The organism is Paraniabella ginsengisoli, from assembly GCF_022513635.1.
GTDB lineage: Bacteria > Bacteroidota > Bacteroidia > Chitinophagales > Chitinophagaceae > Niabella > Niabella ginsengisoli.
In genome coordinates this window covers 1-25,565 of the sequence record NZ_JAKWBL010000004.1, presented here as the reverse complement: position 1 = coordinate 25,565, position 25,565 = coordinate 1, and the positions used below count along the sequence as shown (strand labels likewise).

At 37.4% G+C, this 25,565-nt stretch carries 31 protein-coding genes, 1 tRNA gene and 4 pseudogenes; 15 read left to right on the top strand and 21 right to left on the bottom strand.

From position 1 onward, the window contains the following. Positions 1–447: 447 nt before the first annotated feature. Both MKP09_RS17100 and MKP09_RS17095 read right to left on the bottom strand, forming a co-directional pair. Positions 448–934, bottom strand: a pseudogene (locus MKP09_RS17100) (transposase); the annotation flags it as partial. A 189-nt stretch (positions 935–1,123) separates the two neighbouring features. Then, positions 1,124–1,561, bottom strand: a complete 438-nt coding sequence (locus tag MKP09_RS17095) for a DUF6904 family protein (RefSeq protein ID WP_240831542.1) — start codon at positions 1,559–1,561, stop codon at positions 1,124–1,126. Between the two features lie 752 nt (positions 1,562–2,313). Here MKP09_RS17095 and MKP09_RS17090 point away from each other — a divergent pair. The 3 genes from MKP09_RS17090 to MKP09_RS17080 all read left to right on the top strand — a co-directional run bounded on the left by MKP09_RS17090 (position 2,314) and on the right by MKP09_RS17080 (position 3,857). Continuing rightward, positions 2,314–2,706 carry a single-stranded DNA-binding protein gene (locus MKP09_RS17090; RefSeq protein WP_240831541.1) on the top strand — a complete coding sequence of 131 codons (393 nt, stop codon included), beginning with the start codon at positions 2,314–2,316 and terminating at the stop codon, positions 2,704–2,706. Between the two features lie 71 nt (positions 2,707–2,777). After that, positions 2,778–3,182, top strand: a complete 405-nt coding sequence (locus tag MKP09_RS17085) for a hypothetical protein (protein WP_240831540.1) — start codon at positions 2,778–2,780, stop codon at positions 3,180–3,182. A 279-nt stretch (positions 3,183–3,461) separates the two neighbouring features. Then, positions 3,462–3,857, top strand: a complete 396-nt coding sequence (locus tag MKP09_RS17080) for a helix-turn-helix domain-containing protein (protein WP_240831539.1) — start codon at positions 3,462–3,464, stop codon at positions 3,855–3,857. Between the two features lie 9 nt (positions 3,858–3,866). Here MKP09_RS17080 and MKP09_RS17075 read toward each other — a convergent pair whose 3' ends face one another. Next, on the bottom strand, positions 3,867–4,979 hold the full coding sequence (locus MKP09_RS17075; RefSeq protein ID WP_240831538.1) for a tyrosine-type recombinase/integrase: 1,113 nt from the start codon (positions 4,977–4,979) through the stop codon (positions 3,867–3,869). Positions 4,980–5,581: 602 nt separating this feature from the next. Between MKP09_RS17075 and MKP09_RS17070 the strand changes: the two genes are divergently transcribed. From MKP09_RS17070 to MKP09_RS26525, 5 genes are all read left to right on the top strand, one after another. Further along, positions 5,582–6,631 (top strand): hypothetical protein, encoded by a 1,050-nt coding sequence (locus MKP09_RS17070; RefSeq protein WP_240825110.1) that lies wholly within the window; start codon positions 5,582–5,584, stop codon positions 6,629–6,631. 781 nt (positions 6,632–7,412) lie between these two features. Continuing rightward, on the top strand, positions 7,413–7,835 hold the full coding sequence (locus tag MKP09_RS17065; protein WP_240825118.1) for a carboxypeptidase-like regulatory domain-containing protein: 423 nt from the start codon (positions 7,413–7,415) through the stop codon (positions 7,833–7,835). After that, the gene (locus MKP09_RS17060; RefSeq protein ID WP_317235435.1) at positions 7,772–8,809 is read left to right on the top strand and encodes a TonB-dependent receptor plug domain-containing protein; all 1,038 of its coding nucleotides are present in this window, start codon (positions 7,772–7,774) and stop codon (positions 8,807–8,809) included. The genes MKP09_RS17065 and MKP09_RS17060 overlap by 64 nt, the downstream gene beginning before the upstream one ends. 59 nt (positions 8,810–8,868) lie before the next feature. Continuing rightward, positions 8,869–10,653 (top strand): TonB-dependent receptor domain-containing protein, encoded by a 1,785-nt coding sequence (locus tag MKP09_RS17055; RefSeq protein ID WP_240825132.1) that lies wholly within the window; start codon positions 8,869–8,871, stop codon positions 10,651–10,653. A gap of 250 nt (positions 10,654–10,903) precedes the next feature. Next, positions 10,904–11,032, top strand: a complete 129-nt coding sequence (locus tag MKP09_RS26525) for a hypothetical protein (RefSeq protein WP_262915491.1) — start codon at positions 10,904–10,906, stop codon at positions 11,030–11,032. A 51-nt stretch (positions 11,033–11,083) separates the two neighbouring features. On the opposite strand, the gene MKP09_RS26520 is transcribed toward MKP09_RS26525, so the two are convergent. The 6 genes from MKP09_RS26520 to MKP09_RS17030 all read right to left on the bottom strand — a co-directional run bounded on the left by MKP09_RS26520 (position 11,084) and on the right by MKP09_RS17030 (position 13,762). Continuing rightward, positions 11,084–11,215, bottom strand: a complete 132-nt coding sequence (locus tag MKP09_RS26520; RefSeq protein ID WP_262915490.1) for a hypothetical protein — start codon at positions 11,213–11,215, stop codon at positions 11,084–11,086. Between the two features lie 19 nt (positions 11,216–11,234). Further along, positions 11,235–11,426: a GTP-binding protein gene (locus MKP09_RS17050; protein ID WP_240831537.1), complete on the bottom strand. Its 192-nt coding sequence runs from the start codon at positions 11,424–11,426 to the stop codon at positions 11,235–11,237. Beyond that, entirely contained in the window at positions 11,423–11,638 is a 216-nt protein-coding gene (locus MKP09_RS17045; RefSeq protein ID WP_240831536.1) for a GTPase, read from the bottom strand. Before MKP09_RS17045 ends, MKP09_RS17050 begins: the two co-directional genes overlap by 4 nt. 635 nt (positions 11,639–12,273) lie before the next feature. Beyond that, on the bottom strand, positions 12,274–12,519 hold the full coding sequence (locus MKP09_RS17040; RefSeq protein WP_240829792.1) for a GIY-YIG nuclease family protein: 246 nt from the start codon (positions 12,517–12,519) through the stop codon (positions 12,274–12,276). A 59-nt stretch (positions 12,520–12,578) separates the two neighbouring features. Continuing rightward, positions 12,579–12,650, bottom strand: a tRNA-Met gene (locus MKP09_RS17035). A 218-nt stretch (positions 12,651–12,868) separates the two neighbouring features. After that, the gene (locus tag MKP09_RS17030) at positions 12,869–13,762 is read right to left on the bottom strand and encodes a 3-keto-disaccharide hydrolase (RefSeq protein ID WP_240831535.1); all 894 of its coding nucleotides are present in this window, start codon (positions 13,760–13,762) and stop codon (positions 12,869–12,871) included. 142 nt (positions 13,763–13,904) lie between these two features. Here MKP09_RS17030 and MKP09_RS17025 point away from each other — a divergent pair, with 142 nt between their 5' ends. Together MKP09_RS17025 and MKP09_RS17020 are read left to right on the top strand one after the other, a co-directional pair. Continuing rightward, complete coding sequence (locus MKP09_RS17025) at positions 13,905–14,114, top strand: hypothetical protein (RefSeq protein WP_240829768.1); 210 nt, start codon at positions 13,905–13,907, stop codon at positions 14,112–14,114. 20 nt (positions 14,115–14,134) lie between these two features. Then, complete coding sequence (locus MKP09_RS17020) at positions 14,135–14,416, top strand: hypothetical protein (protein ID WP_394801057.1); 282 nt, start codon at positions 14,135–14,137, stop codon at positions 14,414–14,416. Positions 14,417–14,816: 400 nt separating this feature from the next. On the opposite strand, the gene MKP09_RS17015 is transcribed toward MKP09_RS17020, so the two are convergent. From MKP09_RS17015 to MKP09_RS26505, 7 genes and pseudogenes are all read right to left on the bottom strand, one after another. Continuing rightward, positions 14,817–15,101: a dihydroneopterin aldolase gene (locus MKP09_RS17015; protein WP_240829764.1), complete on the bottom strand. Its 285-nt coding sequence runs from the start codon at positions 15,099–15,101 to the stop codon at positions 14,817–14,819. A gap of 84 nt (positions 15,102–15,185) precedes the next feature. After that, a complete protein-coding gene (gene trxB, locus MKP09_RS17010; protein ID WP_240829758.1) occupies positions 15,186–16,130 on the bottom strand; it encodes a thioredoxin-disulfide reductase in 945 nt (314 codons plus the stop codon). Between the two features lie 105 nt (positions 16,131–16,235). Continuing rightward, positions 16,236–17,089, bottom strand: a pseudogene (gene bla, locus MKP09_RS28310) (subclass B3 metallo-beta-lactamase). A 261-nt stretch (positions 17,090–17,350) separates the two neighbouring features. After that, on the bottom strand, positions 17,351–17,557 hold the full coding sequence (locus MKP09_RS26515) for a prolyl oligopeptidase family serine peptidase (protein WP_317235434.1): 207 nt from the start codon (positions 17,555–17,557) through the stop codon (positions 17,351–17,353). Further along, positions 17,551–17,945, bottom strand: a pseudogene (locus tag MKP09_RS26510) (prolyl oligopeptidase family serine peptidase). The gene MKP09_RS26515 and the pseudogene MKP09_RS26510 overlap by 7 nt, the downstream one beginning before the upstream one ends. A 212-nt stretch (positions 17,946–18,157) precedes the next feature. After that, positions 18,158–19,245 (bottom strand): annotated as a pseudogene (locus tag MKP09_RS16990) (prolyl oligopeptidase family protein). Then, positions 19,145–19,354, bottom strand: coding sequence for a hypothetical protein (locus tag MKP09_RS26505; RefSeq protein ID WP_317235433.1), 210 nt, complete (start codon positions 19,352–19,354; stop codon positions 19,145–19,147). The pseudogene MKP09_RS16990 and the gene MKP09_RS26505 overlap by 101 nt, the downstream one beginning before the upstream one ends. Positions 19,355–19,675: 321 nt before the next feature. Here MKP09_RS26505 and MKP09_RS16985 point away from each other — a divergent pair, with 321 nt between their 5' ends. The 5 genes from MKP09_RS16985 (at position 19,676) to MKP09_RS16965 (ending at position 22,091) form a co-directional block, all read left to right on the top strand. Then, positions 19,676–20,800: a 6-phosphofructokinase gene (locus MKP09_RS16985; protein ID WP_317235432.1), complete on the top strand. Its 1,125-nt coding sequence runs from the start codon at positions 19,676–19,678 to the stop codon at positions 20,798–20,800. Positions 20,801–21,155: 355 nt separating this feature from the next. Continuing rightward, entirely contained in the window at positions 21,156–21,389 is a 234-nt protein-coding gene (locus tag MKP09_RS26500) for a pyruvate kinase (protein WP_262915489.1), read from the top strand. A 52-nt stretch (positions 21,390–21,441) separates the two neighbouring features. Next, positions 21,442–21,657 (top strand): pyruvate kinase, encoded by a 216-nt coding sequence (locus MKP09_RS26495; protein ID WP_262915488.1) that lies wholly within the window; start codon positions 21,442–21,444, stop codon positions 21,655–21,657. 25 nt (positions 21,658–21,682) lie between these two features. Then, positions 21,683–21,952 (top strand): pyruvate kinase, encoded by a 270-nt coding sequence (locus MKP09_RS16970; RefSeq protein WP_240831531.1) that lies wholly within the window; start codon positions 21,683–21,685, stop codon positions 21,950–21,952. After that, on the top strand, positions 21,942–22,091 hold the full coding sequence (locus MKP09_RS16965; RefSeq protein WP_240831530.1) for a pyruvate kinase alpha/beta domain-containing protein: 150 nt from the start codon (positions 21,942–21,944) through the stop codon (positions 22,089–22,091). Before MKP09_RS16970 ends, MKP09_RS16965 begins: the two co-directional genes overlap by 11 nt. A gap of 255 nt (positions 22,092–22,346) precedes the next feature. Here the strand turns inward: MKP09_RS16965 and MKP09_RS26490 are convergent, their stop codons facing one another. From MKP09_RS26490 to MKP09_RS16945, 5 genes are all read right to left on the bottom strand, one after another. Then, positions 22,347–22,709 (bottom strand): 3-keto-disaccharide hydrolase, encoded by a 363-nt coding sequence (locus MKP09_RS26490; protein WP_317235395.1) that lies wholly within the window; start codon positions 22,707–22,709, stop codon positions 22,347–22,349. Continuing rightward, a complete protein-coding gene (locus tag MKP09_RS28305; RefSeq protein WP_394801124.1) occupies positions 22,610–22,987 on the bottom strand; it encodes a 3-keto-disaccharide hydrolase in 378 nt (125 codons plus the stop codon). Before MKP09_RS28305 ends, MKP09_RS26490 begins: the two co-directional genes overlap by 100 nt. Positions 22,988–23,778: 791 nt before the next feature. Then, positions 23,779–23,979 carry a hypothetical protein gene (locus MKP09_RS16955; RefSeq protein WP_240831529.1) on the bottom strand — a complete coding sequence of 67 codons (201 nt, stop codon included), beginning with the start codon at positions 23,977–23,979 and terminating at the stop codon, positions 23,779–23,781. A gap of 93 nt (positions 23,980–24,072) precedes the next feature. Beyond that, complete coding sequence (locus MKP09_RS16950; protein WP_240833289.1) at positions 24,073–24,192, bottom strand: hypothetical protein; 120 nt, start codon at positions 24,190–24,192, stop codon at positions 24,073–24,075. A gap of 28 nt (positions 24,193–24,220) precedes the next feature. Then, positions 24,221–24,463, bottom strand: a complete 243-nt coding sequence (locus MKP09_RS16945) for a hypothetical protein (protein ID WP_240831528.1) — start codon at positions 24,461–24,463, stop codon at positions 24,221–24,223. Positions 24,464–25,565 lie beyond the last annotated feature (1,102 nt).

Sequence of the window (25,565 nt, the reverse complement as noted above, 5' to 3'; positions counted from 1 at the left end):
GACCCAATAGTGCAATGGAAGTACAAAAAACAATGTCACTAAAACAAAAGCAAAAAAATAGGAAAAGAATAATCCCCAATCAGGATACCATATATTAGTAATAAACAGACCAATTAAAACGGTAACACTAACCATTATTAGAAAAAAAATTAACAGCTTATTGTTCAAGTTTAACTGCTTTCGTTTTTCTAATCGATATATAATTAGGTTATATGGTAGCAAAACCAAAATCAGAAAGATCAACGGAGCTACCAAAAGATTAGTAGCCGTATTCATTCTTTGATATTCCCAAAATGTTCCACTAAACTTACTATGGTCTTGCAGCACTTCCATTTTTATTAAGTCTCGGGTAAAAGACAAAATTGGAATTATTAGAAAACAAAGGACAATATTGATTAAAATTCGTCGCGCCATAATCTTAGATTGTTACTTTAATTAATTAAGTTGCTAGTTATTGGTGAATTTATTTAAAGTGAAAGCCAGAATAAACATTGCCAATTTGAGTAGAAACCCTTTAAAGGTGACAGCATGTATTTTACGAAGGAATAGGGCTTTTATTTCACTAAAAGAAGTTTCTATTCCTTTTCTCCTTTGTTCTTTAATGAATCTCACCCACGGTTCATCGGGTCTTTTGGAGTTGCTTTTTCGCTGGATCATTAACTCAATCAGTTCTGCATCTTTCATGTCATCTTTCACCTGATAATCCGTGTAAGCAGAATCTCCATAAATCTTGCTTTCTGCAGCCACAGCTAGTGGCAACTTTTTCAAGGCCTGTACATCACTCTCACAACCAGGAACAAAACCAAATTCTACCTGGATACCATTAGCATTTACCAGTACCTGCACTTTTACTCCATAAAAATATCGACGCATACTGCACTGTTTGCCCCCTCCATTGCTTTCCTTTGAGTAGCTTACAACGACTGATTCGAATATATTCTGGATACAAAGCTTTGCCCTGTTCCTTACATTCTGTTCAAACTCGAAGAGATAAAAAAGGATGAGGCTATATCTATGTGAGAGCATACTTAACGTTGCTTAGGTACATATTCGCTCTCATCCTTTTTCACTTTATAAACTCAAATCTATTGGTATCTTTAATCAAAATCTCAAAGAACTATTTTTATAAAAACAAACATAGGAGGTGTTTAGCTCCGACTGCATCGTAGCTGAACATTGCTTTTTCAAGCCAATATTCGAGTAGCAAAATTTGGGCAATATCCTGCTTATTTGTTGGAGAATAGCGCATATTAAATTTTATAGCAGTCAGTGAAAATAAAAAATGAACCCAGGATATTCGGGTGCCTAAATGTCTTCCATCCGAGTAATAAAAATGTCCCCCTTCCGGTTGTTCTAGGCGGCTTCCCTGAAATGCCTTACGGATTTCATAAGAAAATGCACTGATAGCTTTATCTCGGTTTTCAGAGGCTTTCGGTTGAGGACTATTTCCTTCTTCTTTACCCCAGAATTTACCTACGATATCATGAAGCTGGTAAAGATCACCATACGTGCCCCAAAGTTCTATACCCATTCCTCTCTCGGTTGGTAACATGTAAATCATGATGTTAGTTTTTTGTTGCAAATTATAGTTTTTCTAAAACAAACTATAAACAGATTTAGAGCAGTGGGATGCGCCGGGAGATGTTGAAAGTATAGTGGTTGTCCCGGCGCCGGGTGTTCCGCTGTATTCCCCGCCGTAACTCTTTCTCCTGTTGGGGTGGATGCCGCTGCACCCCTCATCCTTTTAATAAGGCTGCTTTAAAATACCTCCACAAACTACTTGCTTACATGCACAATTGCAGCACCTGCACGGCCTCCACATCCCGTATTCGGATGCGGCCATGCACCCGCCCATGTAAGCAACAAATTTGCACACCACTATTTTAATGAAACTATCTTCTCGTGTGAATCATTACCGGATAATGAATTGCCCCGTTCTTTATAAATTTTTATTGTGCATTCATTACCGGCAATCATTCCATCTTTAAAAACACTACTGCCAGTATTTATATTATAACCAATCATAGGAGAATTTATTTTTTGATAGAAGTATTGTCTTCAAATAAAACGCGTGCAAAAGCGAAAGCAAGGTAGCGCCATGCATCTCCAATTACCCTGCTGTTAATAATCCAAAAGTGTTCGACATAATAAAAAAGCAGGCAAGGCTACACTAATATAATGCCTGCTTTTTTAGCCTCCGGCACTTATTTTACTTCCTTTTGGATAAGTGAAGCAGGCGCTGTTTAACTGCTTTCTTTTTTTCTCGTTTTTTTCTTTGAAAAAATTATTTTTTAAACCCTAAACATTTTAATTATGAACATCATTGGAAGATTAACACACAATGCAGAAGTCCGCACACTAAACAACGACAAACAGGTCGTGAATTTTTCATTGGCCGTTAATGATAGTTATAGGAATAAAGAGGGTGAGCGCATCCAGCAAACCACCTACTTTGATTGCGCCTATTGGCGTAATGTAAATGTATCGAGAATCCTCACCAAAGGTGCTTTAGTAGAATTGACTGGAAGGGTGAGCGCAAGAGCATGGACGGGCAAAGATGGGCAAATGAAATCGGGACTAAATTTTCATGCCTCTCAAATCAAATTTCATAGCTCAATGCGTTCAAGCGAAAGCGGAGATAATACTCTGCATGCCATGAACACAACGCAACAGGAGCAAAATGAAGTTGCCGACCTGCCATTTTAGAAACAAACAATAATAAACAAGAGGGTGGTTATCAGTAAGTAAAATCCGCCCTATTTTAAAATCAAACAGTCATGAAAGAATTAAGCAAAATGGACAACTTGGATAAAGGCAAATTACTGGTCGGGTTATTCCCCAAAGAACTGGAAAATTTGTTGCAGTGTATAGAAAAGCAATGTAAATATTTTCTTCAACAGGAACAGGCTTTTAGGAAAGGTTGGACGCAAGGCGGTTTTTTTACAGCAGATTTTTGGTATATGCTTGTGCGGGAAGCCGATAAATCAGTTAGCGAATTTCAATCTGAATTGAACAAGCGTTCCAACCGCTTCACCGACCAGTTTTTTGACGGGTACAATGCCTTGTTTACCTTATACTGTTTTATTGAATATGCCGATACCCCGGAGTGTAACAGGTTGTTAAGGCAGGCAATACAACTGTTTTTTGGAAATGAGAAATTCCTTTCAATAACAGCTATTTGAAAGGCGATTTTGCATATTCCGGTATGGAAGATTAAAACCTCATTCAAACAATACAAGTTGGGCGGCCCCACAGCGCCGCCTTTCTTTCATCCAGGCCATGCTCTGGGGCGAAAATGGTGCCATTCTTTGAAAAGTAGCAGGGAACATAACTTCCTTTTTTCAAAAAATAGCAGGGTCTGTTGATATTATTTTACGGACTTTTCCTAAAAATCTTCGGGAGAAGTTTTTATGGCTTCTTTTACTAAAATCAATAATTTTGATTTAATAAATAGTTTAGATATGGATCTACAGGAATTTGGAAAGCGGGTACAACAGGTAAGGGAAGAAGTTTTAAGAATAAAGCAGCATGAACTGGCTACTGAACTAAATACCCATCAGGGCATTATCTCCCGGCTGGAAAGAGGTATCGGCGGTTCGCTGGATTTGGTATTTGAATTTTTAAGTTTATTGGAAAGTAGGGGATATACTTCACATGTACTGTTCGCAAAACAGTTCTCTATCCTTTCCGTAACTGGCAGAGAAAAAATTAATAAAGTGAATGTCCCCAGCGAAGCTGTAAACGAAAAATTTAAGCTATTGAAACAAACCCTGCAACAGGGTTATGAGCAAATGGTGGCCATTGATAGTTTGTTTGAGTTTGAAAAAACACCCGCTAAAAAAGGTTCAAAAAAGTAAATACAAATATTATTTATCAACATCCTTAAAGGCGAGCAAATGTTTCGCTGCTTCCAATCGTTGTTCCTTCTCAAAACTATCTAAATAAATTTGGGTTGTTCGTATGCTGGAATGACCGAGATTTTCACTAATCATTTCTATAGGAACGCCAGCACGCTTTAATACTGTGGAATAGCTGTGGCGTGCAAAGTTGGTGGTAGGTAGCCTGTTTAATTTGAGTTTACCCGCAATTCTATTCATATACTTATTCACTGTTTTTACGGTTTGATTTACAGTTTTGTAAATTTCTTCCTGTGTAGATTTACTGGATAGCAAATCAAATACAAAGTCATTTGGAGTTCCGTTTTTCTTCGCTCTTCGTGATAAAATTGTTTTTAAATCATCAATAAGAACAACTGATATATTTTGGAGATTCGCCTTTCTGGAATTTTTTGTCTTTTGTCGTGTGAATTGAATTTCGCTTTCTCTAAGGTTACTAAATTTCAAAAGACATATATCCTTTATATTAAGTCCATTTGCAAAATAGGAAAAGAACCATAAATCTTTTGCCCATGACTCTTGCTCACTTTCAGGAGTATATGTGTACAGCTTTTGAATATCTTCTAAAGACAAAGCCTTTTTAATATTTCTGGTTGCGGGAGGTGTATAACGGTTTCTACCAAATGGATACAAATCTTGGCCGACAACTTTATCAGAAATCGCAATGTTAAAAACAGTTCTCAAGTTTCGCATGTAAATCCCGATGGAAGAATCAGACAGGTTCTTTTCCTTCATGAACTCATCAAGTTTTTTTAAATAAGCAGGATTAACAACATCCCAAGAGGGCAGTTTTTTTTCGCTAAATTTCTTCATCCAATTGATTGTGCCTTGAAAGGTATCCCTACTTTTCAATCTGCCTTCACTTTCCAAGATATGTTTATACGATTGTAATGCGTCAATAACACTATTATTCCTCGTTGATTTTACGGGTTTAACTAAAAATTCTTTTTCAAATTTTTCAAACGTAAATGTGTCTTTAAGAGTTTCTATAATCTTATCAGCCTTACTTAAATAGGATACCTTTTTATAATTCTTTTGCAAGGAACGGTCAATGTGAAATTTCTCAAACTCTTCTCTTGACAAGTCAACAGAAGTCGAATAAAATTTTTTTCTCTATTAAATATCACTTTCAGTTTGACAGGGTATTTACCGTTTGACTTTTCCCGTCTTGTGTATAAAATCGATGTTACAGATACTTTCATAGCGTATAATTTATGTTTAAAATTACTCAATCTTGTTTAAAAATTTCACCCACAATTTCACCCACAAGATTTAAAAAATACAAAAAAATCATTTTCCACTTGCTTTTAGATTTGGTTTATATCTGATTGATTTTCAATAAAATATAACGAATTTTTTTCGTTCCAAAAGAAACGAAAATGATTGAAAAATATAATTTTTTGACTGTTAATCAGAGGGTCGCTGGTTCAAGTCCAGCAGGGGGAGCAAGAATAATCAAGCAGTTACATATTAAAAGTGTAGCTGCTTTTTCTTTTAACGACTGAAATTTCCTCTTCTAATTACTACTTTTGCTAGTATATAATTAGAAATATTTGTTATAGAATTTGCTGTCTAAAAGTTTACCAAAGCCAAGAAACCATTAATAAGCCCTTTAAATTATTGCTACACCCATTCATCTATTTAATTCTCTAAACCACTTTTATTTTAAACTTTAATTCCCTGCTATGCTATTTTATGCAACTGCGCTAACTAACAGAAAGACAAAATCTACAGCTTCCTATCTAAAGGCATCATCTCTTCAGTCGGTCAAGGTTTTGGCTATTTTATTGGGTTTAATCACCTGCTATTTGCCGACGCTTAAGGCACAGATTATATATGGCACCTATGATTTTACCAGTTTTGCTGCAGGAACATTGCATGCACAAAGTACTGCAACTTCAGCTTCCTGGGATATACCTGTAAGCAGCACCAATAATGCACCTTCAGGATTAACTGCTGTTGTAGAAGGAGATGGGACAGGAGGAAGTATAAGAATTATTAATAGCGCGCTTAGCAGTGATATCTTTTTGACGTTTAACCGAACCGGTACTACGACTGCTATTTCGAAGGCTATATTAAAGAGCAGTGCGGGAGGCGAGTTTAAACTAAGCAGCATTGAATTGGCCCCTAATAATGCAAACTCTCAAACCCTAACTGTTATAGCAATGAGGAATGGAGTCCAGGTTGGCAATGCAATTACCGAAGTTTTCGCTGGAACGCCTATTGCCTCAAGAAACATAGATCTTTCTTCTAACGTAGATTTCGCCACCATAGATGCGATAGAAATAAGTACTACTGAATTAGTCGGGCTGCGTATTGACGATATTGTAATTCAACCTGCAGCAGCATTACCTGTGGTTTTTGGTAATATTTCTGCAACTGCAAATGATGGAATATTAAATATTGAGTGGTCTACTGAGTCTGAAGTAAATAATGATCATTTTGATATTGAGCTATCTCCAGACGGTAAAAATTTTATAAAACTTACATCTGTGGAAAGTAAAGCTCATAACGGAAACAGCGATCAGAAAGTTGAGTATAACTTTAAGATCGAGAAGTCTAAGGCAATATCTTTGATTAGCGGATCTCTGGCACTTGCATTGGTTTGCTTCGGATTTCGTTTCAAAAGAAAAACGAATCTGTTTGTATTAAGCATGTTTGTTTTTGGCGCAATAGCTTGTACAAAGAGAAATGCTTCAATTGACGAACATGCAAAAAAATATTTGTTCGTATAGTGCAAGTGGATAAGGATGGAGGGCAACAATATTCAAAAACGATTTCTGTGATCAATAATTAGTATGCTCCGATATCGTCCTAAAAATTTACGATTTCTTACAAAGGGTTGTTGACAACTCTTATCGGCATAAACTCTTTTAGCAACGAGCGTTAAAAATTAAGGCAGTTACAAATTAATTGTAGCTGCTTTTTCATTAGAGGCATCGTTAATTCTTTTCTGGCTAACGCACTCGGTATTTCTACTTACTATTCGTAACATACTTTCATTCTACAATATTTCAAAAATTTTGACAAATGTCTTGATCCTTACGATTGGGGCTGTAAATCCGTTGAAGAGATTTCTTATGGGCCTCTATTAATTATGTTTGAAATGTTGGAACGTTTCGACAAAAGGTTGAACAAAACCTACAAGAGATGTTCTTTTATTTTACACTTGGCGAAATGATAAGCGTTTTTATGCGATTGTACTAAGTATGGAGAATATAACGATTGATAATATAAGCCGGTAAAATTGTCGTCATAATCTTTCCTTAATGGACAATGTTGATCTATTACTTCAACATAATGACTTTTTACTAGAGCATCAGATAATTGCAAATAACTGATACAAATTAGATCAATATTATTTGTATGGATTTTTTTCAATATATATCAATTATAAAATAGATCTACTGGAATCAATGATACCCTGCATGAATTTTTATTAAAATGATTAATGACTATTATGAATAAAGAATACAAAAAATACTGGCAATGCCATGCTTTTATAATTGATGGGAAGTGGCTGGTTGCTCAATTATTTATGCCCTTCTTACTTATCTTTTTTCTTTTTGTGCTAATGCGCAGGAAAAGAATATAAACGGTAAGGTGGTTGATTCAATTGGTACTGAGGTGGAAGGCGTTACAATTAATATTAAAGGGACAAACCGGAGTGTAAACACAGACGCTCAAGGAGCGTTTGCAATTTCAGCTGTTAAAGGAGATATGCTTGAAGTAACTCATGTAGGCTACATTACAAAGGAAGTACTTATTGATGAAGAGACATCTTTGGTGATTACCATCCAACAGGTTACTAGCGATCTTGAAGATGTAGTAGTAATAGGTTATGGAACTTCTAGAAAAAAGATCTCACAGGTGCTATTACTCAGCTTAAGCCTGATAAAATTGCTGATGAAAATCCCCGAACGGTTCAGGATATTTTAAGAGGTACACCAGGTTTAACTATTGGCTTAGACGCTTCTGCAAAAAATGGCGGTAGTATCAATATTCGCGGCCAGCGCTCTGTATACACGGCTGCAAATCATAATTCGCCGCTGCTTATTCTGGACGGGATGATCTTCTATGGTGAATTATCTGAAATTAATCCTGATGATATTGAGCAAATAGATGTACTCAAAGATGCTTCGGCGGCGGCAGTATATGGTGCGCAGTCTGCTAACGGAGTTCTTATCATCACTACTAAGAAAGGAAAAAAAGGAAAACCTAAAATTAACTTCACTTCAAACTTTGGGCTTTCAACAATGGGGGCTAACCGGGTTTGGGGCCCCGAGGGATATTTACAGTATAGGGAAGATTGGTATAAATCAGATACTTACGGCATCAATCCATCTACTGGTAATTATGAGGCTTATGTAAGTGGTGAGTCTGGGGGTAAGCCCGGTTATTATGAAAAACCCACCCCTGATATGTTGGCTAAATACGGCATTACTGAAGCAGACTGGAGGGCTTATGAAGATAATCCACAAGGATGGGCTGATGATGAGGTATATGCAAGGCGTATAGGTCTTGATCATAACGTTTTATCTAATTACCTTGCCGGGAATACCTTCGATTGGTATGATCATAGTTTCCGTGATGGTTTCAATCAGGATTATAATCTCAGTGTTTCAGGTGCTAGTGACAGGATCAATTATTACATGTCTGCCGGCTATCTTTCCAACCAAGGCGTTATAGTTGGCGATAATTACAAAGCGATACGTTCTAACCTTAAGGTTGATGGCAAAATAACAGACTGGTTAAACATTGGTGCTAATATAAACTTTCAGGATCGTTCTGATGGAAATATAGCGACGGATTGGGGTAGTGCAATAACTTTTAACAGCCCTTTTGCTTCTTATAGAGATGAGAACGGAAACCTTGAGGTATATCCGCAGGGGCGGGGCTTACCGGTGTTGTAAGGGGTTACAACTATGATTTTAACAGGCAGTTTCAGGATCTTGAAAGTGGCTACACAGTTTTGAACTCTATTCTTACAGCTAAGGTAAAATTACCGTTTAATATCAATTACACTTTTAACGCATCTCCTAGGTATCAGTGGTATTACAGACGGTATTTTGCATCATCATCACATCCAAGTTGGAATCCACTTACTAATAATGCCGGTGTTGATCGTGAGCATAATAAACGTTTTGACTGGTCTATCAATAATACCATTAACTGGGAGAAAACCTTTGCTGAAAAACATCGTGTGAATGTAACCCTGGTTCAGGAGTCAGAAGAACGACAGTTCTGGCAGGATGTTATCAGAGCAAGGAATATAACACCTTCTGATGCTTTGGGCTTTCATGAAACAAGTGGCGGAGATAAGCTATTGAGCGAATTTGATACAGAAGACAGCCGTCAAACTGCAGATGGTATGCTGGGCCGCCTTTTCTATTCTTACGACGAAAGGTATATGTTTACCGGTTCTGTGCGTCGTGATGGTTACTCAGCATTTGGTACCTCCAATCCACGAGCTACATTTCTTTCAGCCGCATTGGGCTGGACCTTTACTAAAGAGAAGTTCTTTAACTGGACCCCAATGAGTAATGGTAAGTTACGTTTGTCGTATGGGCAAAATGGAAATCGTTCACTCGAAAATCCTTACATCGCATTAGCTAACCTTGCCAATGGTGTGGGTACTCAAGGTTATATAAATGCAAGCGGGGACTATATACAATTTCAATATCTGAGAATAGACCGAATGCAGAATAAGAATTTGCAATGGGAAAAAACAGCATCTTTTAATATAGGCCTGGATCTTGGCTTTCTTAATAACCGTATCTCAACAACATTGGATTATTTCCAAATGTCTACTACTGACATGATCATGAATCAATCCTTACCGGATTTTTCAGGATTCACCAGCATTACAACCAACCTTGGCGAAGTGCAAAATAACGGATTTGAAATAACAATAAACTCTCAGAATATTGTTAAGAACAACTTTACCTGGAATACCACTCTTGGGTTTTCAAAATATAAAAACATCATCAAGCACCTTTACTACAGTTATGTTGATGTGTTGGATGCAAGCGGAAATGTTGTAGCCAGTAAAGAAGTTGACGATATCGGAAATGGATGGTTCATTGGCCAGCCTATCAGCTCTATATGGAATTATAGGGTAACCGGCATTTGGCAGGTTAATGAGATTGAAGAAGCCGATAAGTACAAACAACGTCCTGGTGATCCTAAAGTTGCTAATAACTACACGGCAGATGATATTCAAAACTCGGATGGTAGCACAACATTTGTTTATAATGATAAGGACAGAGAATTTCTTGGGCAAACACAGGCGCCGATCATGTGGTCTTTGCGCAATGATTTTACTTACAAAAATTTCAATTTTGCTATCAACATTTATTCCTACATGGGGCATAAAAGTCTTAGTGGAGCTTACCTGAACCAGGATAACGGAACTTCGACAATTAGCCAGGGCCTTGCTAATACTTACGATAAGCCATATTGGACGCCGGAAAACCCAAGCGATTTTTGGGGCAGGTTAGAATCAAAAGGGCCCGCAGGTCTGAATGCGCCTCAAAGGGTATTTGACCGGTCTTTTGCAAGGCTCGATAATATAAGCCTTGGCTATACCTTGCCTAATAAATTAATTTCATCTTATAATATACAGAATCTAAAAGTTTTTGGTTCTATACGTAATGTAGCGGTATGGCGTAAAGATAAGAACTGGAGGTATTGGGATATCGAAACCGGCCAGATGGCGCCGAGAATATTCACATTGGGAATCAATTTAAGTTTTTAAAGAATTAAAATATGAAACGGAATAATTTTTATATATCGGTTTTATTTGTAATTGGTATAATCTCTATTACATTATCAGGCTGTAGCAAAGATTTTTTAAAGCCTGACCCACTTTCATTTTATGAACCTGATTTGACATTCTCAACCCGCTCTGGGTTGATGCAACAATCGCTCTGGCTGACCGGCATTTGCGTACCTATTGGAGTCATTTAGAAACAAGGGATATTTCCGTACCCATTAGCACTGAGTATATGTTGTCTGATTTGGCTGTTTCTGGCAAAACAGATGATGGAAATATTTTCGCCGATATAACTACGCGCCTTACCCCTACAGATGGTATCAATGATAATGACGTGAATATGATTGGTTCAGCCGTGTGATAAGGAATTTCTTCCTGCGCCAGTTCGTATATTTTTCTCGAATCAGTTCACTTACAAAAACTTTTCCGGCAAATCGCTAATGCTATCATCTTCGTAAAACGGTTCGCCATCCGGCAATAACTCTAAAATCGGTTGTAAGAATTTTTTATAATTGATGCCGGTCAAGGCTGATATTGCTACCAATTTTTTACAATACGGTTTTTCAGAAAAAATCTTTAGCGCCCTGAATACGCTCTTGTCCGGCACGGTCAATTTTATTTAACACCAGCACGGCTGGAACCCGCAATTTCAACGCGCTGAAAATAGCATCACAATCTTCCCAATTATCATTTACATCAACGATCAGCAAAGCCACATCAGCATCTTCCAGCGCACCTTTTACCGATTGCATCATTTTTCGTGCAACTTATATTCGGGTTTAATAATACCCGGCGTATCACTGAAAATAATCTGATAATCCTTTTCGGTAAGAATGGCTTTGATACGATGTCTTGTGGTTTGCACCTTATGTGATACAATAGCCAGCTTCTCTCCCATCAGCGCATTCAGCAAAGTGCTTTTACCCGCATTGGGTCTTCCAAATATGTTTACAAAACCTGATTTCATTTTTTGCTGGATTTTCAGGATTTGAAAATTTATACCCATAAATAAGTAAAAAACAATTATGTGCATAATTATGTATGGATAAATAGAAAATAAAGAATCCTTATTAGTAAAAAAATCAAGTATTGAGACTTCTTGATTGGGAAGCATCAAGTAAAAGACAACTATCGAAATAAAAAATGCCATTACATAGTGTATAATAGTCCTTGACCTAAAATATTCTGCACTAAAGAATATCAATAAAAACATAAAAAAGCAAATCCTTGATACATAACCGAAGGTAAAAAGAGTACTGACCCTGGTCGAATTACGTTAATAATAATGAAAGTCAAAATAAAGCACACGGGTATTTGTATAAGTACAGCCGCAGCTAATAGTTTCCTTAATAAAATATTTGCTTTCATAAAAATAGAATTACCCCAACGAATCAGGATTTATATAACGCGGCTAAAAAGGTTGAGTTGTGTAACACAAATCAAATGTGCGACGCAAGACAGTGCCAGATATTCTTAAGCCGAAACAAAAATAAACTAATCTTCAATTCAAATAAAAAAGCCGTTCACATTTAAGCGAACGGCTATTAGTTAGTTGCGAAGCCAGGGATCGAACCTGGGTCCGCCAACTGGCGGATATGAGCTCTAACCATTAACCAGCTTCCAAATCCATTCCCGTCCCTTTGCCGTTTTTAATTCTTTTTCTCTTCTCATCGCATCAGGCTTGTTGACAAACTCTTCCTGATGAATCAAATCCCAAGGCCTAAACCTTATCGTCCATCCTTTCTTTCCTAACTCATTGTGCGATAATAACCTTTCTTTAAGGTTCGAGGTAAACCCAATGTATATCTTATCAAACGATTTGCTATGTAAAACATAAACAGTAAACATAAAAAACCGATAAACTAATCTACATAAAAAAACCCGCCAAACTACGGCGGGAAATTTAGTTGCGAAGCCAGGGATCGAACCTGGGACCTTCGGGTTATGAGCCCGACGAGCTACCGCTGCTCTACCTCGCGATGCAAATATACGAGGCTTTTTTGAACCAGCAAAATGTAATTCAATTTTATTCTAAAAAATAATTCTGCAGCGAATCTGTCCGCCAACTGGCGGATATGAGTCCGACGAGCTACCGACGCTCAACCTCGGCGTTGAAAACAAACGAGGCTTTTTGAAGCAGCAAAATGTAACCCGAAATAAATTTATTTTGCAGGCGTAATTGTAATATTCCTAAATTCTATTGGGCCATGATCTCCTGGAAATAAAGCGGACCTGGTTCACCTTCTTTGCTGTCTAAAGCACCACCTGTAATACCCGGAATTTCCTGGTTAGTAATTACCGTTTTTCCATTGGCCACAACGGTGATCATTCTGCCAACCAAAGTAATGTCATAAGATTGCCATTCATTGGGGCCTTTGGAATTGATTTCGCTTGGCGCAATAAATCCGTAAATACCACTAAATAATACATTAGAAGGATGTTCTGATTTGTCGCTATCTAAAATTTGCAACTCATAACGGCCACGCAAATAAACACCACTGTTACTTCCTTTCTGATAACGGAATTCTACATGCAACTTAAAATCTTCAAATTTCTGATCAGTAATTAAGTTAGCGCCCGATTTTGGACTGGTTAATACACCATTTTTTACCACCCACTGATTTTCAGCGCCTACAGCTTTCCAACCTGTAAGATCTTTACCATTGAATAATTTAATAGGCGTTCCCCAAACCGGAGCCTCCGTTCTTTTTAAATAAGGCGCTTTTACACCTGTCCAATTATATTTCTTTCCATTTGGATAAACCATTGTTCCCTTCAATCCTTCACTTGTTAATTCTCCTTCAACAACAAGGTCGTTATCTTCTGACTGCCATTGCGGAGGAATAGCAAATGAAAATTTTCCATTATCGAATTTCACTTCTGACACAGGACGCGCGCTACCGTCGTCGCCAACAAAATAGCCAACTAAAGTTTTAATTCCTGATAATTTAACTTCCAACCAAGATGGTTTTTCCTGGCCATCTTTATCCATTGTGATATCCCATCTCCCGATTAGATCTTCCGATTTCATAGCCCATAGATTTAAAGTAAATAAACTGGCAATAGCAAAAACAACTACTTTTTTAAACATGAGAAAATTTTTATGATTTTGAATGCTACAAATATAATTTTTTAGAGGACGCAATTGTCCACTAATTTATATTGAAATTACTTTATTATTTTTTGATCAGACCGGGGCGGTAAGACCAGGTGCATATAGTATCTTTAATAGAATGAAAGAAAAGCATTACGAATTCAGTTATAAAGTAGCCAATAGTATTAATGATCTTGATAAGGATGATGCGGCTTTACTACAACAAGCCAGGGAACTTACGCCCATTGCTTACGCGCCATACTCAAAATTCCATGTAGCAAGCGTAGCGAGGTTAGCTAACGGCAAAGTTGTAAAGGCACCAACCAGGAAAACGCATCTTTTCCTGTAGGAATTTGTGCCGAGCGTAGTTTGTTGGCATCAGTTGGCACCCTTTACCCAAATGAAGTGATTGAAACTATGGCTATTACTTATCAGCCACAGGAAGCTTTAGAGGGTTTAGAGGGTTTAGAGGGTTTAAGCGACAAACCCATTTCGCCATGCGGCATGTGTAGGCAGGCATTATTGGAATATGAAACAAGAGTGAACCATCCTATCAGGCTTATACTTGCAGGAATGAAAGGCACTGTTTATATTATTGATACAGCAAAGGATTTGTTGCCTTTTGCATTTGGCGAGGTTAATCTGAAATAAGTTATATTAATTCTTTCTTTTAGGGCTTACCGCCTCAACATCTGTAACATTTTGGTTAAAATTTTCGATGGCTATTTTTTGTCCATCGCAATTATAACCTTCCTGCGGAGGGATAGTGTTACATGCGACGCAAATAATATCGATAAAGTATATCCGCTCTCCTTTATAAATTCCTTTTTGCTAAATAATTACAAGGCCCCGTCGCTGGAATTTCTGTACAGGTTATCTGATCTTTAAACTTTGCAATCATTTGAGCATCGCAGTCTGTGTTTACTTTATTATCCGATTTAGAACACGCCGAAAAAAAGAGGATCGTTAAAAGTACAAATGTGTTTCTCATAAATATAGTTTTATACAAAAACGAGCACTTGATAGCAAACGCAACAGGTATTAAAAAAAACTAATATTCTTTTTCTATCTCAACACCTATTCGTCCCTGAAAATGTGTAAGCGGCATTTGCAATTTATATAAACTCATTTTAAGTTTAACTATTTGAGGAAATTGTTCTTTTATTTTTTCGGCTAATTGAGTAAGGAAGGCTTCGAGCAACTCTCGTGGTTGCAGCATTTCAGTTTTGGCCAACTCATAAATTTCAGCATAATTAATGGTTTCGTCTATTTCAGAAACAATAGATTCAGTTGAGAAGAACGAGGCCGAAATATTTAGTTCGAACTCATTCCCCAACTTTTTTCTTCTTCATACATACCATGATATGCAAAGAATTGTAATTTTTCCAGATGTAGTGTAATGAGCATATTGTGCTAAGAATTACAACCCTTTCTCTCCCAAATATCTTTCCGCATCCAATGCCGCCATACAACCACTTCCGGCTGCGGTTACAGCCTGGCGATAAATTTTATCCTGCACATCACCCGCCGCGAAAACTCCTTCAACATTGGTTTTAGAAGTCCCGGGAACCGTTTTGATATAACCGGTTTCATCCATTTCAAGAAAATCTTTAAAGATATCTGAATTGGGTTGATGCCCGATCGCCACGAAAAAAGCACTGACTGGAATTTCACTCACTTCCTGTGTTTTATTATTTTTTACGCGTACTCCGGTCACTTTATTGTCTCCTAATATTTCTTCGGTTTCGGTGTTGAAATACACATTAATATTCGGTGTGTTGAAAACGCGATCCTGCATAACCTTGCTGGCACGCATTTCCTCTTTACGAATCAGCATGTGCACATTAGTTACAATTTTAGAAAGGTAAAGTGCTTCTTCCGCAGCAGTATCACCCGCACCAACAATGGCAGCTTCTTTTCCTTTAAAGAAGAAACCGTCACAAACTGCGCAAGCGCTCACACCAAAGCCATTCAATTTTTCCTCGCTCGGAAGACCCAACCATTTTGCCGAAGCTCCGGTTGAAATAATTACAGCGTCAGCTTCTATCAACTTTTCATCATCGATCCACACTTTATGAGGGTGGCCTGAGAAATCAACTTTGGTAGCTAAGCCGTAACGAATATCAGTACCCATACGTTTTGCCTGTTTCTCAAAATCAATCATCATTTCAGGTCCCTGCACACCTTCCGCATAACCCGGATAATTTTCCACTTCAGTAGTTATTGTTAACTGGCCGCCTGGTTGTATTCCCTGATACAAAACAGGTTTAAGATTAGCCCGTGCCGCATAAATAGCCGCAGTATAACCCGCTGGCCCCGAACCTATAATTAAACAATGAACTCTTTCTACATTCTCGTCTGCCATATATAATTTGATTTGAATAACTACAAAAATAGAGGTAAAAGGTTTAGCAAATGCAAGCAGAACCATAATTTAAGCGGTGCATGGATCTGATTTAAACCCAGCAAATTACTCATGATTATTAAAAGCGTCTGTTGCCTTTAAAAGTGCAGCTTCGTAACCTTTTCTATCAACAAAAGCAGCGGGATTATATTTATCACCGGGTTTACGTTTTGTATGAAGATCAAACTGACTGGCATGAGCCGCTACCCAAATATCAAATTCGAGGTTTTTCATAGCTTGCAAAGTGTACACGTAATCCTTTCTGATATTGGGATATGCAGGAATTTCCGAAAAGCCTTTATCCGTGATAATAGTTGGAATGTTGGCTATAAGCACTTTGTAGGTCTTTGTTGAATCTTTAACCTCAAGCAGATAACTACACGAACCTTTTGTATGCCCCGGATGATGCAACATGATAATTTTTGTATGGCCAAGCCTGATAATATCCTTATCTTTTAAAAGACGATCGGGAACAATCGGCTTAAACGCAACTCTAAGTAACTCAATTCATAATCGGATTTTCCGCCGTCTTTCAGCACTGCTGCATCTCCGACATCAGCATACAATTTTGCTCCTGTTTGCATTTTAATATCAGCTAATGCACCCGCATGATCAAAATGCGCCTGATTGGTCAATAATATTTTTATATCTGTGTATTTGAAGCCCAATTTTTCAATATTCCTTTTGATTAGTGAAAGTGAACCAGCAAGACCTGTATTGATTAGAATATTTCCTTTGTTAGTTACAACTAAATAACAAGCCAGATCATACGTACCTACATAATATAAATTACCTGCAATGCGGAACGGCTCATAAGGTGTTGACCATTCTTCAGGATTATTTTTGGGTTCGTTTACTGTTTGGGCATTTAGTGAAAACAAAAAACACAAGATGGTACAAAAGGCTATAATTTTTTTCACAAGAAATGGGGTTTATTAAAATGATCTTTAACTATTTTTTTATTGGCCGGGCTGTCGAACATAACTCATCGAAATTGCGTCGCACTCTTCAATTGTAGCACATTGCCCATCCTACATTTAAATCAGATTTACCAACATTCAATAATTGCTCAAGCCTTTTCAACCGGAAGCTACGCATCCCGCCATTATTGTTTGGCTCCTTCAGAGCTTTGCCTATTCACTATTGACCATTGACCAACATTCACTCCTTATACCCCATCCCTAAATTATACTCTCTATGGTAAATGCCCAAATATCTGCAGCTTCTTCAATCACTTTGCTGGTGGGCTTTCCGGCTCCGTGTCCTGCATTGGTTTCTATACGAATCAACACTGGGTTTTCACCTTTGTGATATTCCTGCAACCTTGCAGCAAATTTGAAGGAATGCGCAGGAACAACACGGTCGTCATGATCGCCTGTGGTTACAATTGTTGCCGGATAAGAAGTTCCTTTTTTAAATTATGATACGGAGAATATTTATACAGGTAAGGAAAATATTTTGCAGAATCGGAGCTTCCGTATTCTACAGCCCAGCCCCAGCCTACAGTAAATTTGTGATAACGCAACATATCTAAAACACCAACTTGAGGAATGGCGACTTTGAAAAGATCTGGACGCTGCGTCATTACAGCGCCAACCAGCAATCCGCCGTTGCTACCACCACGAACAGCTATTTTGTTGTTGTTGGTGTATTTACTTTTATAAGATATTCTGCTGCGCCAATAAAATCGTCAAACACATTTTGCTTGTTTAACAACATACCGGCCTTATGCCATTTTTCGCCATATTCGTTACCACCACGAAGATTTACTACCACGTAAATACCGCCCTGCTCTACAAAAATGTATTGCTTACACTAAAGCCCGGCGTCATAGGTATATTGAAGCCGCCATATCCATACAGCAAAACAGGATTATTACCATCTTTCTTTAATCCTTTTTATATGTTAAAAACATGGGAACTTTTGTGCCGTTTTTACTTGTGAAGAATATTTGCTCGGTTACAATATCAGCAGTGCTCATATTGATTTCAGTAGTTTTTGTACAATTCTGATTTGCCACTTGCAATATCATATTTATAAATAGACGGCGGCGTAGCATAAGACGAGTAACTATAATAAAAATATTTGTCATCTTTATCTGCTCCAAATCCGCCAGCAGAGCCAATTCCAGGCAATTTTATTTCACGAATTTGTTTTCCGTTATAATCATACTGATAAATACGGCTCGATGCATCTTTCAGGTAATTGGTAAATAAATTACCGCCCCCTGTGCCAACACCCAGCAATACTTCTTTCTGTTCCGCAATAATGGTTTTCCAGTTTTCACGCGCAGGATTTTTAGGATCAACTATCACCACACGATAATTAGGTGCCTGATAATTTGTTTTCACTAATAATTTATCGCCGTTGTTCTCTATCACGTCAGATTCTGTATCAAATCCTTTTACCAGCAACTCGAATTCCGTTTGCGAATCATCCTTTAAATCACGATACCATAATTCGCCACCGCTTGTTCCTTCAGATATATTTAGAATTAAAAAACGCTCATCTTCTGTAAGTCCACAACCGTAATAACGTTTGGGATGTTCTTTATCCTGATAAATCAATTGGTCTTCGCTTTGCGCGGTTCCCATTTTATGGTAATATACTTTCTGAAACTCATTGGCCTTGCTAAGCTTTGATGTTTCATCAGGCTTATCGTAAGCGCTATAATAGAACCCTTCTTCACCTTTCCATGCCGCTCCGCCAAATTTGGTCCATTCAATTTTATCACTTAATAACTTCTTGCTTTCTACATCCATCAAGAAAATTTCCTGCCAGTCACTACCCGCTTTGAAATAGAATACGCCAAAAGCTTCCCTGACTTGCTAAAAGAAATACCACTTAAAGCAACGATACCTTCTGTACTTAATGTATTGGGATCGATAAAAACTTCAGGCTCCGAGCTTAAATCTTTTGTACGGTACATTACAGATTGATTTTGCAATCCATCATTTTTAAAATAATAATACCAATCACCTTTTTTTAAACGGAGCACCAAATTTTGATAATTCCAGAGTTTTTCCAGCCGTTGCTCGTATTTTATCGCGAAAAGGGATTTTAGATAAATAGGCATCAGTAACTTTATTTTGTTCTATTACCCATTTCTTCGTTGTTTCTGCATTGTCATCTTCCAGCCAACGATAGGGGTCTTCTACTTTTGTTCCAAAATAATCATCTGTAATGGTTTCCTTTTCAGTAACCGGGTATTGAATCTGTGCATGCTATCCATTGTAGTAAAAATCGCAATAAGTGGTAATAATTGCTTCATGTGTATGTGTTTATTTCCTTTTTAGGTCACATGGAATTTACCATAAAAATTTTCGACGTCCTGATAAAAATCTACTTGAAAATTTTTATGTCTCATTTCATGATGTTTTTATTAAAATATCATCAAAAATATTGTTTATACACAATAATTAAGTTACGGGTCATCAAAATTTAAAAACAATCAAAGTGTTTTGTACACACAACGTTATTTTTAATATATTTGATGCTTACAATTTATAAAAACCAATTATGCAACAAAGTATTTTGATTCTTGCTGCCGGAGGCCCGCGCCCGGCATTAACACGGTAATTAGTTCTGTATCGAAGATTTTTTTAAAAGGTGGATTTAAAGTAATTGGCCTGCACGATGGTTACAAAAACCTCTTTACCGGAAACGCGTCAACACTTGATATAGATTTTGAAACGGCAGATACTGCTTTAACACGCGGCGGCTCTATTTTACGCATGAGCCGTTATAAACCCAAAAATGAAGAGTTTACAACCGATTTTTTTGTAAAAAATAACGTGAAATTATTGGTTACTATCGGTGGTGATGATACCGCTTCCACAGCTAACAGGATTTCTACATTTTTAACTGAAAATAAATTCCCGGTTCAAAATATACACGTCCCTAAAACAATTGATAACGATCTTCCTTTGCCAGACAATCAACCAACGTTCGGTTATCAAAGTGCAACTGAAGAAGGCGTAAGAATTACAAAAACCGTTTATGAAGATGCTAAAACATCTGCTAACTGGTTTGTAGTATCTGCAATGGGTCGCGAAGCTGGTCACCTGGCATTTAGCATTGGTACTTCTTGTCATTTACCAATGATCGTAATGCCGGAAATGTTTACAAAGGCTGCTTTAAACTTTGAAAACATTACTAAACTTATTGTTTCTGCTATTCTTAAAAGAAAAATATTAGGCATTAGTTATGGCGTTGCCATTGTAAGCGAAGGCATCTTCCACTTTATGACCGATGAAGTGATTAAAGAGTCTGGTGTACAATTTACTTATGATGCACATGGTCACCCTGAATTGGGTAATGTAAGTAAAGCACATATCTATAATATATTACTTCAGAATAAACTAAAAGAATTAGGTCTTGACATTAAATGCCGCCCTGTAGAATTGGGATACGAACTACGTTGTCTTCCGCCAGCAGCTTTTGATTTACAATATTGTACCATGTTAGGCACAGGCGTTAAAAAACTTTTTGATCAGGGTTTAACAGGTTGTGTTGTAACAGTAAACAATAAAGGTGAAGTTAACCCGTTGTTCTTAAAAGATGTAACCGGCGAAAATGGTAAAGTAAAAACAAGACTGGTAAATATTGAAGACGCTAAAACAAAATGGTGATTGAAGACAATCTTCAATATTTAACAGCAGAAGATGTAGAAGCAGCGAAGCAATTCGTAAGCAATCCTGAAGAATTTGTGTTTTCGAATATCTTAAACTGGAAATAAGAACTCACTTTTCATAAGAGCTGCTTAATGTGCTCTTATGCTTTTATATAAACACCAATAAAACATCGTTTATTAAAAAAGACAATAAATTAATATTAAAAATATCATGGCTAAAAAATTAGCATCAAAAAAAAAACCGTTACAAAAGTTGTATCGAAGGCTGAGGAAACATTCAAAGCAGAAGCTTTACATCCATTATCCCAATTTTCATAAAGATGTAAAAGTGGGCAATAAGATCATGATCGACGATGGAAAACTTGGAAGTGATTGTAAAAAGAATATTACCTAACAATGATGTTGAAGTTCAGGTTTTATTGGGTGGATTTATTTCATCTAAGAAAGGTGTAAACCTTCCTGATACTAAAATATCGTTGCCTGCACTTACTCCAAAAGATTTGAAAGATCTGGACTTTATTATAAAAGAGCAATTGGACTGGGTAGCATTGAGTTTGTGCGCCAAACGGAAGACATCAAAAAGCTGAGAAAATTCTGGATAAGCATAAAAGCAAAAGTAAGATCATAGCCAAAATAGAAATGCCCGAAGCTATTCCAAATATTCGTGACATTATCAATGCTTCTGATGGTATAATGGTAGCACGCGGAGATCTTGGTGTTGAACTTCCTGTTGAAAAAGTGCCTCTGATTCAAAAGAACATTATTAAAAAATGCATCCATCGCGCTAAGCCGGTAATTGTGGCTACGCAAATGATGGAAAGCATGATAGAACGCACCAAGCCAAAACCGCAGTGAAATTACCGATGTTGCCAATGCGGTATTGGAAGGCGCTGATGCTGTAATGTTAAGCGGTGAAACAGCTACAGGCTTGCATCCTACACTAGTTGTAGAAACAATGCGCAAAATCATTATGGAGATTGAGCGCACAGAATACAATTATGATTTGGATGAAGTATTACAACCTCAGCCCCACTCGCCTACTCTGACAAGTGATGCAGTTTGCTATAACGCTTGTAACCTGGCTAAAGACGTAGCTGCAAACGCTTTGATAGGAATGACAGAGCGGTTACACCGGATTTATGTTGAGTAGCTACAGGCCCAAAGTACCTTTGTATATTTTCACCAAGCACGAAAGCCTGATCAATCAAATGAGCCTTGCCTGGGGCGTTCGCGCCTTTTATATGATGATGATGAAAGGCAGCTTGATACCATTTTTTCTGATCAGATAAACATACTTAAGAAAAATGGCTTTTTAAACAAACACGATATTGCCGTAAGTACTGGTAGTACGCCCGTGCATTTAAAAATACCTACAAATACTATTAAGATTACGAAAATAGAGGGATAACCCTTCTTCTATGAATAGAAAAAGCTATACGTATTTAAACGTATAGCTTTTTTATTGTTTAACGAACGAGTTTACATAGGCATTAAAACGCCGCTTTTGTAAAGACAAAAGCGGCGTTTAAATAACATTCAAATATTTACAATTCTTTTATTTTGATATTTCTAAACCATACATTATTTCCGTGATCCTGCAAGCCGATGCGGCCTACTTTATATGTACCAAAATCTGAAGCTCCTTTAAATTTACTACCAGCAACAAGCCCTTTCCAGTTTTCATCCCACATGGTTGTGCTTATTACATGAACCTCGTTTAAATAAACGTCCAGCTTTCCATCTACACAACGTATCAAATAATGATTCCATTCCAGCGGAGCATTGGCTGCTTTTTTCTTTGCTGGAATCAGATCATATAAATCACCAGCCTGGTGTTTAAATATTCTTCCATCGGGGTGACCTTCGTTGTCAACAATCTGTATCTCAGGTCCTGTTTCCACATCCACCTGTATTTATCTTTATTCTCATTACTGTAAATAATTACGCCGCTATTACCGTTTTTGTCAATTTTCCAATCCAGCTGTAGTTCAAAATTCCGGTATTCCTTATCACTGACGATATCTCCACCGGTTTTAGGTGTTCCGTCTTTATTAGCATCTAAGTATAAAGTTCCATTTGCCGTTTTCCATGCTGTCCCAATAGTTTTTGAGCCATAGCCATGCCATCCGTCAGATGTAGTGCCATCAAATAAAAGTTTCCAGCCCGCTGACTTTTTCCTGCTCAGTTAACACGTTTGCCGCTGCTTCCGGCGCTGGTGCAGGGGCTGGATTTGCCGGTTCAGTTTCTGGCGCTGGTGTTGCCGGGCGGGCGCTGGCGCCGGTGCAGCGGTCGGAGGTGTATTTCTGTATACTTTAGGCGCGAAGAATACACAATAAACGCCGACGCAGCGATACACGCAATGGATGCTATATTTATTCATTTTTACTTAAGATTTAATAATTGCGAGTACAAAAGGATTTTGCAGATCGTGATTAAACTAACTTACAGAAACCTTTTTTATTTTTTCAGAAGGAGAATGTATTGTACCATTTCTTTGCCTCCTGCTCAGAAACATTCCGGATGCGGTGTCATTGAATTTCGCCCCAAACACCAGAACCGCCTTCAATGATTTTTTTTAGAAAGCTCTGCCATTTTAGCATCATCAGCACCTGGTATTTATTCGCTACTTCCTATATGCAGGACCAGTAAGCTTTTCATCGATTTTATGGCAAGTAGGACATTGATATTTTCCTGTAAGCTCAAGGCCTTTTTGATAAACAGGATTAGATGATAAATCTCTGATTCGATGTTGTTGATGTCGACGTAGATGCAGATCCTTCACCTTCAGATTTCTTGTCAGTTTCTCCTCCACCGCATGCGGCTATAACAGATAAAATAGATAACGAGTAAGATTTTCTTCATATAAAAATATTTGTAGCTAAAGTATAAATTATTATTCAAGGCCTAACACTTTTTTATTAAAATCAGTGTCAGTACCAGTTACTGCAAAATCATCAAAAGCTTTATCAGTAACCCTTAGATGATGTGATTCTTGATAAACTCCGCCCCTTCTCTGGCTCCATCTTCCGGATGCTTAAGACAGCATTCCCACTCCATCACAGCCCAGCCTTTATAGTCGTATTCAGCGAGTTTAGAAAATATCGTTTTGAAATCCATGACCATCGCCTGGGCTACGATATCGCCCCGCTCTTTTGTGCCAACTTTGATAACCACCAAAAGTTCCTTGTTTACCAGTTGAATTAAATTCTGCGTCTTTTACATGAAATGCACGTATGCGTTCATGATAAAAATCTATATATTGTATATAGTCTAATTGTTTACACAAAAATGGGAAGGATCATAAAGCAAACAAGCTCTTGCATGATTATTCACCTTTTCTAAAAACATCTCATATGTTTCACCATCAAAAAGGTCTTCTCCAGGATGAATTTCATAACAAACATCTACGCCGCATTCATCAAAATAATCCAGGATAGGTGTCCATCTTTTTTGCTAATTCAGTGAATCCTTCATCAACCAAGCCAGCCGGTCTTTGCGGCCAGGGATGAAACGTGTGCCACAATAACGAACCGCTAAAAGTAGCATGGGCATTGAGTTCCAGGTTTTGAGATGCTTTCGCTGCGTATTTCAATTGTTGTACAGCCCACTCTGTTCTGGCTTTTGAGTTGCCACGAAATTCTGGCGTGTGCAAAGCCGTCAAAAAGGTCGTCGTATGCAGGATGCACAGCTACCAATTGCCCTGTAAATGCGTTGAAAGCTCAGAAATTTCAAGACCGCAAGACAATGCACAGACCTTTTATTTCATCGGTGTAGTTTTTACTTTCCGCCAGCTTCAGATCAAAATATTAGGATCGCTAGTCGGAATCTGCACTGCCACAAAACCTTTTCTGCAGCCCAAAGACAAATCGATTCGAAATTGTTGAATGGGGTTTGTCGCCAAGAAATTGGGCAAGGAATATTCCAGGACCTTTTAATGTTGTCATGAAAATCGTTTATATATTGAGCGATAAATCTATAAAAAATAATTTTGATTAGCCGACCTCTAAAAATTATTTAAGCAGTTTTAACCCTTTGAAAGATACTCTTGCTAGCTTTAGAATATATATCTATCTACATAATTTTAATGAAAAAACTTCCAATATAAGCTGCTTAAAAAATTTCAGTTTAGTAGCCCGCATTAAATACCCAAAAGTACCTGAAGTATATATTTTATTTCTTTAGAGATACGATCGTTTGCAAAATAGTGCAGCAGAAATATTTTTTTTTCAGATTATATCAAAAGAAAAAATACAAGATTATTGATTTTACAGGAGAGTTTGGAAATGAAATACATACGTAATAATTTCACGCCTACTGGCATTATAAAAATGGAACACTTACAGACTATTTCCTTTGAGAGATACTAAGAACTATATTTCTTTTCAGAAGACCACTTAGAGCTGCATACCGAAAGAAAGAATGAAGGAAACTATAATTTTGAACTTCCGAGAATATTATAGCCAGGACTATAATATGGAGAAGTGGTTGCTGGTTCCTTTTAAAGAGAAATACAAAAAATGATATTTATCGTTATGATAAACCTATACTAATTATAGCAAACAGATATAATACAGAATGGGACGGGCCTCTGTTTCTTATTTTGTATTGAGATTTTAGATAAGATGATTTCCTTTTTTGAAGGATAGATATCAAATCATTTATAACAGGCCGCAGGCAAAAGATATAGTTAATGATAACAGTATCATTTATGATCTAAAATGAACTGGCCTGGTTGAAAGAGAAACATCCCAGTTTTATATCTT